Raw genomic sequence first — 12605 nt, forward strand, 5'->3', positions numbered from 1 at the left:
TGATAACCGGGTTTTTTATTTAAGCGAATTTTTGTGTTTCTTGTTTAATGGATGTGGCTGTGTTACTGCTTACCGGCACAAGGGGTAGCCGTACGTTATCACCACAAACACCTAAGTATTTGAGGGCGCTTTTTGCACCTGCGGGATTGCCTTCAACAAACATCAGCCGTGTAAATTCAATTAAGCTAAAATGTACTTTTTGTGCTGCTTTAAAATCGTTTTTAAGCAACAGTTGTACCATTGCTGACAGTTGCTTTGGCAAGGCATTACCAATAACTGATATTACACCAACAGCACCCAGAGCCATCATAGGCAGGGTAACAGGGTCATCACCTGAAATTACCAAAAACTCTTCGGGTTTATCACGCATTAATTGATTAAACAGATCAAAATTACCCGATGCCTCTTTTATACCAATAATGTTTTTAAAATCGCGGGCCAGGCGTACAGTTGTTTCAGCAGCTATAGTGCTGCCTGTACGGCTTGGTACGTTGTACAATATTACCGGCAACGGTGCAACCTGCGCTATTGCTTTATAATGCTGATAAATACCTTCCTGTGTAGGTTTATTATAATGTGGGCTTGATGATAGTATAGCATCATAGCCATTTGTATCAAAATCTTTTATTTGTTCAACCACTTCATGGGTATTGTTACCGCCTATGCCAGCAACCAGAGGTACACGCTTATTTACAACCTTTACAGTAAATGCCCATACCTGCTTTCGCTCATCGGCATTCAATGTGGCGCTTTCGCCGGTTGTACCTAATGATACCAGGTATTGCACCCCGCCATCAATCAAATGTTCAATAAGGTTCTCTAAACCTTCATAGTCAATTTGCCCATCCGCCTGAAAAGGGGTCACCATGGCTACCCCTGTTCCGTAAAATTTATTCATGATTAAAATTAAAAGGATGCTAATATAGCGATTGAGTTTTGAGTTTGAAGTATTCAGTATTGAGTTTGGAAGGGCGGGTTTGCGGTTTAATGTTCGGCGTGATGTGCTATAAAAGAAAAATTCAGTGTTTGTGTTTTGATTATCAGGGATTTGAGATTAACTCCTGATACAATCATTAATTGGTCATTTAAACCCCTTTACGGCCTGTTGTTAGCTAATAGGGAATTGTATAATGGGCATTTTGCTTTCAAAACGCAGATCAATTTACAAGCTTTAAGAACTCAGGATGCTTTTTGAGGATTTGCAGTATTGCCGAGTGGGGGATGTGTTTTGTTTTTTAAATTCCAGTCATCAATATTAATTAGTCCCGGCTTGGTTTTATAATGAGATTTATGTTGTGGACAACGTACAGAAAATGTACCCTTTACCTGTTCAATTACCGGCCTTGAGCCGCATTCTTTGCAAGGTTCGCAAAAAATATTTTCCTGTATTGCAATAGTCCGTGCCATTTAGCTTGGGTTAAATAGGTGGAAAAGAGAAGCCTTACAATTGGTATGGGTAATTACGCAATTCATATTTACCCGGTTTTATTGGTAATAAAGTAAATGTACATATTTTTTGTAAACGCATATCATTATTATTTATTCCAGAAAAAGTTACCCGATCATCGCCAATAGTTCGCCGTCGGTAATAATTGGAATATTAAGCTTCTGAGCTTTCTCTAACTTGGCAGGCCCCATATTATCGCCTGCAACCAGATAATTAAGCTTAGCCGATATACTGCTCAATATTTTGCCTCCGTTTTGTTCAATTAACTCCTTAAGTTCATCGCGCGAAAAGTTTTCGAACACCCCCGATATAATAAAGCTTTGCCCGGCTAATTTTTCGCTGGCCAGTTTAACTTCTTTTTCTTCGGCAACAAACTGTAAACCCAGCTCTTTTAACTCTTCAATTTCCTGGCGGTGCTTTTCGTCAGCAAAATAATCAATGATGCTTTGGGCTATGCGTTCACCTATTTCTTCGGCTGCAACCAGTTCTTCAAGCGAGGCAGCCATGAGGTTATCAACAGACTTGAAATGCATGGCCAATTTCCTCGCAACGGTTTCGCCAATATAACGTATGCCCAGGCCAAACAATACTTTTTCAAACGGCATTTGCTTTGATCTTTCAATGCCATCAAGCATGTTGCTGATGGATTTATCGCCAAAACGTTCCATTTGTTTTAACTCTTCGGCATGGTTATGCAATTTATAAATATCACTGATGTGCCTGATATAGCCCCGGGAATACAAGGTTTCAATGGTTTCATCGCCAAGGCCATCAATGTCCATAGCTTTACGACCAATAAAGTGCTGCATTTTGCCAACTATTTGCGGTGGGCAGCCTTCGTCATTAGGGCAATAAAACGCGGCCTCGCCCTCTTTACGCTCAAGTGGGGTATCACAGGCAGGGCAGGTGGTCCGGTACACTACCGGGATTGCATTGACAGCTCTTTTTTTCGGATTTACACTAATGATCTTGGGGATGATTTCGCCGCCTTTTTCAACAAACACGGTATCACCCTCATGGAGGTCAAGCCTGATGATCTCGTTGGCATTATGCAGGGTAGCCCGTTTTACGGTAGTGCCTGCTAATAATACGGGTTTTAAATTAGCAACCGGCGTAACGGCGCCCGTACGCCCCACCTGGTAACTTACGCTCAGCAGTTCGGTTTCAACCCGCTCAGCTTTAAATTTGTAGGATATGGCCCAACGGGGCGATTTTGCTGTAAAACCCAGTTCCTGCTGTTGCGAATAGTTGTTTACTTTTATAACTATGCCATCAATATCATAACTCAGGTCAAACCTGTCTTTATCCCACTTTGCTATAAATTGCAACACTTCATCAATATTACTGCAAAGGATGCTGTGTGCATTAACGTGAAATCCCCAGCTTTTAACGGCCTGCAGGCTTTCCCAATGGGTTTTAAATAAAGTTTTCTCGGTATTTAAAGAGTATAGGAAACAATCAAGCGGGCGCCTGGCAACCTCGGCCGAGTCCTGCATTTTTATAGTGCCTGAGGCAAAATTACGCGGATTGGCGTAAGCAACCTCACCGTTCTCTATACGTTCGTTATTAAGACGGTCAAACGCCTTACGGTGCATAAAAACCTCACCACGTATTTCAAAATGATCGGGATAGCTGCCATCATGCAAACGTTTAGGTATGGTATTAATAGTGCGTACATTGGTAGTAACATCGTCGCCCTGTACGCCATCGCCGCGGGTAACGGCCCTCACCAGCTTGCCCTGCTCATAAGTTAAGCTCATAGAGAGGCCATCAAATTTGAGTTCACATACGTATTCAAAATTATCGCCTATGGCTTTACGGATGCGCTGGTCAAAATCAATCAGTTCCTGTTCATTATAAGTGTTGCCTAATGACAGCATTGGCCAGCGGTGTCTTACAGTTACAAACTCCCTGGTTATATCACCGCCTACTTTTTGTGTAGGCGAATCAGGATCGGCAAACTCAGGATATGCCTTTTCGAGTTCATTTAATTCTTTCAGTTTTTGGTCAAAATCAAAATCTGAAATGGTAGGCATCGCCAGCACATAATAGTTGTAGTTGTGCTGTTTTAATTCGGTTGTTAAGGCCTGGATCTGTTTTTTGGCTTCAGCTGGTGACATATTTGCGAAGTTAAGAAATTACTTTATTTCATTTCTTAGTCATTGATGCATTAAAAAGTTTGTCTCTCCATCTCAGATTTACTGAATGCAAAGGTTTAAAATATTGCTTAAAAATAAATTTTGAATTTCCTTTGGAGAAATGTTTGGCAGGTATTACTTTTATCGAACTTAAATCAAATGAAAGCAATAAGAACCCTGCTACTGGCAGTGCTGCTCATGCCTTTCCTGGCGAATGCCCAAAAGCAGCAATCAAAAAACCACCATCACACTAATGGTTCACTAAAACATCATGCAAACAACGCCCTTGTAAGGGGAGTTAGCTATGCGGATTTTAAAAGTTCGGTAGCTGACTTTGCCGACAGTACCAAAAAATTTCTTGCTGATACAGCCTGGAAACTTTGGAAAGAAGAAAAATGGAACGCTCTGGAGCAGTTTTTTACCACTAACAATTTAAATGGCAGCTGGCCCCCAAACCGCGGCGCGGTGAATTTAAAGATAGTTGTATTGCAAGCCGGGTTGGAGATAGATCGTTACGGAGGTTATTATGATGCCGATAGTGTATTTCAGGACAAGGGTACATTTGTATCATTAAAATCTGTACCCTTTCCGCAAAGGGCTTTGCCTGACAAAACATTGAACTCGCCTTACAGGGTTTACAAAGTTGTAAAGCCTATTCCAAATGTAAGGGAAGGGAAAATCATCCCCTGGTTTGGTAAACCAGGTTTGGGTATCCAGGATGAATTGCCTTATACGATCAATGATCTGAAAAAAGAGGGCTATATTGCGGAAGAAAAGCTGAAATAACTTATCTATGATCACAAAACATGTTAGGGTAAAATCGTTGATCTTTGACGGGACCGAAAGCGAAATTTTAGAGAGGCCCATCAATCCTGATACAGAGATAAGTATAGGAGGAGCCATAAGATTTGCTGACTTTGCCAATAACAATTTTGAAGATCTGCGCATGATACTGAGTGGCGACGACTTTGAATCCATCGTAAAAACAGGAAAGTTTGCCTCGGATGGCGGATTCCTGAACTTGTACAGAGGCAGTGATAATTTAAGATTATATTTCTGTAAAAGAGGGAATGCGATTGTTGTTTTTGCTTATGGAGAATACCAGCCTACCCGCTACAAACTTTACCTGGAAGGTATTTGGCTGAGTAATCATTAAAGGATTAATCAACAGCTAAGCACGAAAAGACCTTTGTTAGGTAAACACCAGCAAAGGTCTTTTTTTGTACTGTTATTTATCCGTAGTGACAGATGCATTGATCACGCTCATTGGGAAAGTAACCCCTCCCGGTATTTTAGGGTTATCTTTTATTTCAACCGTTCCGCTTATCGTTTGCTTCGTTTTTGATTCGCTTATCCAGCCGGTAATTTTATCGGCTATAATATCAGCTGTCATAGTTCCGGTCATGTTGTATTTCATGGGCATATCATTTACCCGTTTAAAATCGTCATTTGCATTGGTGGCAATGTTGGCATCACCATGAATAATAAAGCTTGTAGGAGTTATATCAGTCAATTGATAAACAGTAGTTACTTTGGCGGTCATGGCGCTTTCAAGCGTTGTATTTATGGTCCACTTATCGTTTTTTGATACCGGGGTCTCCGGGAAAACAGCAGTAGCCAGTTCAATACTTCCTTTTATAGCTTTTGCGCCAAAAGATTGAATAAACTGAGCTTTGATCTGATCTTTTTGAGGCCCCTGTACCTGTGGAAACCCATCAAGCACCGACGAGATCATGTTTTCGATGTTCTCGACCGACTTTATCTTGCCGCTTTTGGTAAATATGGCTGTAAATGGTTTGTTAACCAACGCCCCTAATATAGACGACATAATATCGGAAGGGTCATTCTTTTGAGAATTGATATTAACCGGCCCATTAGGCAGTTGCATTTTCATACTCAGGCTTTTGTAATTAACCTCCATGTAATAAAGCGAGTCATCAGCATTAAGAACCTTGAAAGAGGTATTACCTGTTATATTCAATTCAATATTGTTAACCTGACCGTTAATAGTTTGTTTTATGGTAGATGTAGCATTGGTGATCATATTATAAGTATTATCCTTGGTTAAATGCAAGGCGAGTTTTAGCTTTTGCGCCTGGCATGTAACGCCTATGATCAGTAATATAAAAAGGTTAAAAAGATGTTTCATAATATAGTTTTTGCATGCTAAAGGTATTATAATATTTGCATCCAAAAAATGCCATAAAAAATAGCAATTATTTAAAAGTTATTTCGTTAACTTTATAGTAACCAGGACTCTTCATATTTATTGATATACTTTAAGGACGGAAAAGGGGGTTTTTATGTTACAGCAAATAGCATTTATACCACAGCACCAGTTTCATGTGTTGATCAATTTTAAGGATGACGAACGCATTTTGGCCATTTTACCCAGCGAAGCAGGAAGGTTCCGCGTAGTTGATCAGGGTAAGGTTATTGCCGAAGTTGGTTTTAAAGAACATAGTTTTATTTGCTGTCAGGGTAAGCTGGATAATAACATAATGACCCAGCTCGAACATCAGATAAAAAATCATTACGCATAGTAAAAAAGACTTTGATAGTTCATGGGTAATGGCTTATGGTTCATAGTCCATAAGAATTTATTACTCATGGGCTATCTCTTTTTTATAGCGTTTATAAAATTAATTTGTGCTTGCAGGCGGTTTCGCCAGCATGGCATCCCTAATAAATTTAACAGGAGCGCTGCCATAACTTAAAAACCGCTCATTAAATTCCTTTAGCTTATACTTGTCGCCCATTTTAATTTTATAGGCATCGCGCAGGTCTATAATTTCTTTGTAGCCAGTGTAGTAACTGGTAAGTTGTACACTGCTAACCGTTACCCTTTTCCATTTTCCTTCGGCTTCGGCCTGCTGCTGAAAGGCTTCGATTGTCAGCATTTTAATAGCCTGTTCTTTGGTCATGCTGCCAGTGTGTACGCTGTAATCCAATATGGTATTACAAACCGAACGCAGGTGCCATTTATACCACATCAGCCTCATTTCGGGCTCGTTGTTACCATAGCCGCTATCAAGCATCATTTCCTCGGCATATACTGCCCAACCCTCGTTCATGGCGCCATTGCCAAATACAGATTTGATGATGCTTGGTGCCTTATTAGCATATACACCCTGTACATAATGCCCCGGAACTGCCTCGTGAATGCTCAATATTTGTATAATATATTGATTATACTCGCGCAAGTAACTTTCGGCCTTTTCAGGGCTCCAGCCAGTCAAGCTACCTACGTTATAGTAGGAATTTCCACCTTTATCATAAGGGCCCGGCCCACTCATAGATGCTCCTGCCACACCGGCCATGTAACCAGGCTCTTTGCGGATGATCAATGGTTTGGTAGGATCGAGCGTAACCAGGTCTTTAGCCTTTACAAAATCTTTAAGTTTGGGAATAAGCTGCACAATAGCCGATTGAAACGCATCGGGTTTAACATGCTTTGATGACAGGGTATCAATCATGGCGCTGATAAGGCCGAGCGTATCAGCCGGCATAGTTTTGTTGCCAAAGTATTTTGGCCACAACTGGCGGCTTAATTTCGCCATTTGACCATGCAAGTATTTCTTACGCTTAACAGCGGCATTAAACACCTGCTGGCCGGTATTAGCAGCCACTATCTCATACTTAAATTTATCCTCATACAAATCTTTTCCTAACCTAAAACTGCGCGGGTGATCGTTTTTCAAAGCCTTCAGCCAGTCGGCATAACCTTTAATGGCCTGTGCGCAAAGGGCTGCCCTGTCGGTCATTTGTTTTTGCTCTGCTTTCGGGATATTCGTTTTTTTAAGCGAGTCGGCAAAATCTTTTTCAATCACATCAAGTCCGCCCAGGTTTTGCTCAATAGCAAGGCTGGTAAGCTCGGCAACCGGGTTTTTTATTTGTTTTTCGGCTTCCTTATAATAAAGGGGCACATTAAGCATCCGCTGATAAAAGTTACGCAAGCGTTTGGTAAGCGGGGCGTAATGCTCATTAAGTATATAAGCAAAAGTTCCTATTACATTGTATGACGAGGGATCCCATTCATAGGCTTTTAACTGCTGAATTTGCCATTGGGCATACTCCAGCTGATTTTGCATTATCTTATAATCTATCTTATTAGCTTCGTTAAGGGTGTTTACCTCAAAGCGGCTTAATGAATCGATCTGAACTTTAGCGAAATCCATCATCTTTTGCCGGTTCTGTTCATTAGGAATATACAGCAAGCTATCATATTTATGATAACCAACTGAGGTGGCCCAATCAGGGTTCAGTTTCCACAGCGCATCCAAAAATGAGTTTTCATAAATAGTAAAAGCTGCGTCGTCTTTACCCAGTAACGGCCCGCTGCCACTGCCATTGTCTTTTTTACAACCGGTTAAAGCAACCATATAGATTATGACGGCGAGCGCCAGCTTTACGAATATGTTTTTTATCACGTGATTATGAAGTTTAATAATGCCCGGATAAACTTAAAACATTTAAGGCATATAAATCAAACCGTTGATTAATTTGTTACTTTAACCAATATGAAAACAACAAACAGTGAACATAAGATATTGATTGACGAGCTGCTCCACCTGTTAAACGGGGGTAATGCCCATGCCGACTTAACAAAAGCGTTATCTGGTTTGCCTGCCGGCCTCAGAGGTGTTAAGCCTGACAAGTTACCTTACAGTATTTGGCAACTGGTTGAACATATACGCATTGCTCAATGGGATATGCTGGAGTTTTGCAAAAATGGTAGCCATGAGTCGCCAAACTGGCCGGATGATTACTGGCCAAAAGAAAATAGCCCTAAAAGCGATGAAGAATGGAACAATGCCGTTAAGCAAATAGCGGCCGACCGTGATGAACTGGCAGCACTGGTAAGAAATGAAGATCTTTTTGAAAAAATACCACATGGCGATGGTCAAAATATTTTGCGCGAAGCGTTACAGGCCGCTGATCATACCGCTTATCATGTTGCCGAAATTATTATAATAAGAAGGTTGTTGGATGCCTGGTAATTCCTCTTGTCGGGCTATGTATCCTTACTTTATCTTACTTAAAAAACTGATCATTGCTTTTACAAACTCAGGCTTAAGGGGCAGATCAGGCTTTTCATAAGTGGCTATATTGGAGGCCTTATCAGCCGGGGCCTCTTTTAAAACATGGTTCATGCCCGGAATTATGGAAAGCACAGCATCAGATTTCGCCTTCTTTAGTTTTTCGGCGTCAGCTACAGTTACCTGCAGATCGGTGGTACCCTGTACAATCAGGATAGGGATCTTTATTTTTTTGATCTCGCGGGTAGGGTTATACCTGAACCATGACATCAGATATTTTTGCACGCTTGGCCGTGCAACTGAATAAAGTGCCGGGTCAATATTGTCAGTGGTTTTGCCTCTTTTTAAACTATCAAGCATGCGGTTAAATCCATCGGCAATCCATTGAGGCTGCGATTTCATTTGTTCTGTCATGATCTTATCGGCGGAGTCGCCTGCGCCGGCTACAGATATAAATGCTTTTACCGGCTGCTCAAATGCAGCCATCATACCCACCAGTGAACCTTCACTATGGCCTAATATAATGATCTTCGAAAAACGCTGGTCATCATTCAGCATGTTGATCAAGCCTACCGCATCTTCAATATAATCCTCAAACCGCAGTTCAGATTCTTTAGTAGAACTTATACTTTGACCAACAAGCCGCTTATCATATCGTAGGGAAGCATAGCCGTTTTTACCAAGCTCATTAGCGATCATTTTATAAGTGTTGGCCGTTAGACCGCCTTTAGTATTATTACCATCACGGTCAGTTGGGCCCGAGCCGGCTATAATAAGCACTACAGGTATTTTGTCCGCAGCATTTTTAGGCATGGCCAAAGTGCCGGATATAGAACCTGAAAGGGTTTTTAACGATACAGGCGATTCTGTTATGGATGGATCAGTAGGAATAGTTGGTACAGATGGAGCAGCCGAAGTATTTGCAGCCGGCTGATAAGGTTTTAGTAGCAAACCCGTAAACTGGGTTTGCGAGTTTACAGACAGGTTTAATAAAAAGGTACCTTTTTGAAAAATAGCTTTATAATAAGCCAGCGGCGCTTCATATTTTACAAAATCGGTTTGTAAAAGTTTACCAAGCTGCGACTTTAATTGCAGGGTGGTACTTTTAAAATTATCCAATGGCAAGGCTGCCTTCATTTCAGGACTAAACATGTTAAAGATGCTATCGGGCTGATTGTTATTATACAACTGTTTAAACTTGTTCAGGGCAACCACATAATTAGCTGGTTCTGATTGCGCGGACAGGCTTGTTGCAAAACAAATGATCAGGATAAAAAGACCTACTTTTTTCATGCTTATGGTTTATCAAATTGTTCAATGATGCGTTGGGTCGAAATTAAATAAAAATCAGGTTGCTTTTATCTAATTTAAATGTTCCTGTTTCGTGTCAAAAACAGGTGTTATATTAAGAGCTATGAAATAATTATTATATATGTTAATTGTGGGTGGGCGTTTATTTGTTTTAACATATTGTTACTATATTGCAATACATTTTTCAAATCTGAAAAATAATACGAATCTACACTGTTATTAATGAAGGTTTTATTTGCGAGTTTGTTTTCTGCGTTTCTGATGGGAATGTGTTGTTTTTCTTTTGCACAAACAAAACCTTCGGCAATACAAGGCAAAGTATTGATGGAAAATAACGAGGCTGCTGAGGCCGCCACCGTTGTACTTCTCAAATATGCCGACTCCTCTATAGTACAATCAAGCCTGGCCGATAGAGCCGGCGCTTTTGTGTTTAACAATATCAGTGCTAATACTTATTTGCTTTTAGCTACCAGTATAGGGAGTAATAAAGTTTATTCGGGGCCTTATAATGTTTTAGCCGGTCAAAGTATAACAATTCCTAACCTGGTTTTAAAACTGCAGAATAATCAGTTAAAGGAGATCAAAATTGTAGCCCGAAGACCTTATATTGAGGTAAAACCAGGAAAAATAGTACTTAACGTACAGAACAGTGTAGTAGCCGAGGGTAATTCGGCGTATGATGTGCTCAGGCAATCGCCGGGAGTACACGTAAACAGCGGTAACGAAAGCTTGAGTATCAGCGGCAGGCAGCCCGCTTTAATAACTATTGACGGTAAGCCTACAAACTTAACCGGCGATGACCTGGTAAACCTGCTACGCGGCATGCAAAGCAGTAATATTGATCAAATTGAAATGATCACCAGCGCTTCGGCAAAGTATGATGCATCGGGGGGCGGCATCATAAATATAATACAAAAAAAAGGTACTAATATTGGTACTAACGGATCGGTTACAGCTGGCTTCGGATATGGCAAATATTATAAAAGCAGGGCTGGCATAGTTTTTAACAACCGTACCGCTAAGCTTAATATATTCGGTAACTACTCGCTGGACGCTAATAAAACCAGTCGTTACATAAATACCGACAGGGATATTTTTTTTGATAACATTTTGAGTAATTACAATGTCGATTACAATAATATTCAAAAATTATACAACCATAACTTCAAAGTGGGTGCTGATTATTCCATATCATCTAATCAAACCATCGGGCTGCTGGTAAGCGGGATTGTTCATACCGATGATTTTTCAAAGGATAACCGCTTAAAAATATCCAACCAAAACCAGCTTGATTCAGTGATCATTGCTACATCGGCACTTGACCGCGGCACCAGCTTTTTAAATTATAATATTAACTACAACGGGGTATTGGATAAAAGTGGCAGAAGTTTGTCGGCCGATTTAAATTATTCTACTTATAGCCGCCATTCAAACGAGTACATCACCAATAATTTTTATACACCAGCCGGGATCAAATATCGTGACGCCTTACAGCTGGAAAATCTTTCGCCCTCAAACATACATATCTGGACGTCAAAAATAGATTATGTGAACCCGTTCTCAAAAAACACAAGAGTTGAAGCCGGGCTAAAATATAATCATATACAAAGTGATAATAATTTAATATTTGGGCCGCTTGTTAATGAAATTTACGAGGCCGACCCTGACTATACCAATCGTTTTTTATATACTGAAATTGTGACCGCGGGTTACCTGAACTATGTGAGCAAAATAGGAAAACTTGATATAACCGCAGGCCTTCGGGCCGAAAACACAAGCTCGATGGGGCGTTCCACAGGAATAGGTAAGGCCAAATTGGCAACCAATAAAAATAAGTATTTCAATATCTTTCCGCAACTGCAGTTAAACTATCAGGCCAATAAAAAAAATGTATTTAACTTGAGTTACAGCCGAGGTATTCATCGCCCTGATTATCAAGACATCAACCCTTTTTTATATTATACCGATTTGTATGATTATGTTTCGGGTAACCCTAACTTAAAGCCCGAATACACCAACTCTTTACAATTATCGCACACATATAACCAAACCTTTATAACTACACTGTATTATAATATTACCAATGATGCTTATGACTTTCCTGTTTACGAGCAGGATGACTCAACAAAGGTAAATGTAACCATCCGCAAAAATTTTGGCAGGATATTCGTTTATGGCGCTACTTTTTACGCACCGGTGCAGTTTAATCATTGGTGGAACGCCAGCTTTAACCTTGATGCTTCGTACCTGCGTTACACGGCTTATGCCATAAACGGGAATTTTAATAGAGCTTCACAGGATATTATTTTTAACAGCACGCAAAATTTTACGCTAAGCAGCAGTGTTTTGGCGGAGATATCCAGTAGGTATGAGTCGCCAACGTTATATGGAGTTAACCAGCTTAAACAAAGTTATACCGTAAATGCGGGTATAAGCAAACTTGTGTTTGGCAACCGGGGCAACATAAAACTTAACATTATTGATATTTTTAACAGCGATAGGGAACGGTATCGTATTATGTACCAAAACATTAACCTTAGTGGGATAAATAAAAGGGAAACGCGCAGAGTGCTCCTTAATTTTACCTATCGTTTTGGTAAAACATCCATTAAATCGGCAATCAGGCATAATACCGGTAATGACGATGAACTACGAAGAACAGGCAATTAA

10 protein-coding genes are annotated in these 12605 nt (G+C 40.3%); 5 read left to right on the plus strand and 5 right to left on the minus strand.

Annotation, left to right across the window (positions count from 1 at the left end; all coding sequences use genetic code 11):
• Window positions 1-19: 19 nt before the first annotated feature.
• Window positions 20-898 carry a 4-hydroxy-tetrahydrodipicolinate synthase gene (gene dapA / locus J2W55_RS01500; RefSeq protein WP_310091160.1) on the minus strand — a complete coding sequence of 293 codons (879 nt, stop codon included), beginning with the start codon at window positions 896-898 and terminating at the stop codon, window positions 20-22.
• A gap of 656 nt (window positions 899-1554) precedes the next feature.
• Window positions 1555-3567, minus strand: a complete 2013-nt coding sequence (gene ligA, locus J2W55_RS01505) for an NAD-dependent DNA ligase LigA (protein WP_310091162.1) — start codon at window positions 3565-3567, stop codon at window positions 1555-1557.
• 177 nt (window positions 3568-3744) lie between these two features.
• Between ligA and J2W55_RS01510 the strand changes: the two genes are divergently transcribed.
• Together J2W55_RS01510 and J2W55_RS01515 are read left to right on the plus strand one after the other, a co-directional pair.
• Complete coding sequence (locus J2W55_RS01510) at window positions 3745-4371, plus strand: TNT domain-containing protein (protein WP_310091164.1); 627 nt, start codon at window positions 3745-3747, stop codon at window positions 4369-4371.
• Between the two features lie 7 nt (window positions 4372-4378).
• Window positions 4379-4741: a hypothetical protein gene (locus J2W55_RS01515; RefSeq protein ID WP_310091166.1), complete on the plus strand. Its 363-nt coding sequence runs from the start codon at window positions 4379-4381 to the stop codon at window positions 4739-4741.
• A 72-nt stretch (window positions 4742-4813) separates the two neighbouring features.
• Here the strand turns inward: J2W55_RS01515 and J2W55_RS01520 are convergent, their stop codons facing one another.
• Window positions 4814-5734 (minus strand): DUF6263 family protein, encoded by a 921-nt coding sequence (locus tag J2W55_RS01520; protein WP_310091168.1) that lies wholly within the window; start codon window positions 5732-5734, stop codon window positions 4814-4816.
• A gap of 154 nt (window positions 5735-5888) precedes the next feature.
• Between J2W55_RS01520 and J2W55_RS01525 the strand changes: the two genes are divergently transcribed.
• On the plus strand, window positions 5889-6128 hold the full coding sequence (locus tag J2W55_RS01525) for a hypothetical protein (RefSeq protein WP_310091171.1): 240 nt from the start codon (window positions 5889-5891) through the stop codon (window positions 6126-6128).
• Between the two features lie 99 nt (window positions 6129-6227).
• Here the strand turns inward: J2W55_RS01525 and J2W55_RS01530 are convergent, their stop codons facing one another.
• On the minus strand, window positions 6228-8015 hold the full coding sequence (locus J2W55_RS01530) for a DUF885 domain-containing protein (protein ID WP_310091172.1): 1788 nt from the start codon (window positions 8013-8015) through the stop codon (window positions 6228-6230).
• A 90-nt stretch (window positions 8016-8105) separates the two neighbouring features.
• Here J2W55_RS01530 and J2W55_RS01535 point away from each other — a divergent pair, with 90 nt between their 5' ends.
• Window positions 8106-8585 carry a DinB family protein gene (locus tag J2W55_RS01535; protein ID WP_310091173.1) on the plus strand — a complete coding sequence of 160 codons (480 nt, stop codon included), beginning with the start codon at window positions 8106-8108 and terminating at the stop codon, window positions 8583-8585.
• Window positions 8586-8609: 24 nt separating this feature from the next.
• Here J2W55_RS01535 and J2W55_RS01540 read toward each other — a convergent pair whose 3' ends face one another.
• Window positions 8610-9917, minus strand: coding sequence for an alpha/beta fold hydrolase (locus J2W55_RS01540; protein WP_310091175.1), 1308 nt, complete (start codon window positions 9915-9917; stop codon window positions 8610-8612).
• A 240-nt stretch (window positions 9918-10157) separates the two neighbouring features.
• Between J2W55_RS01540 and J2W55_RS01545 the strand changes: the two genes are divergently transcribed.
• Window positions 10158-12605, plus strand: a complete 2448-nt coding sequence (locus J2W55_RS01545; RefSeq protein WP_310091179.1) for a TonB-dependent receptor domain-containing protein — start codon at window positions 10158-10160, stop codon at window positions 12603-12605.

Source organism: Mucilaginibacter pocheonensis, from assembly GCF_031456535.1.
In the GTDB taxonomy this organism is placed as follows: domain Bacteria; phylum Bacteroidota; class Bacteroidia; order Sphingobacteriales; family Sphingobacteriaceae; genus Mucilaginibacter; species Mucilaginibacter pocheonensis.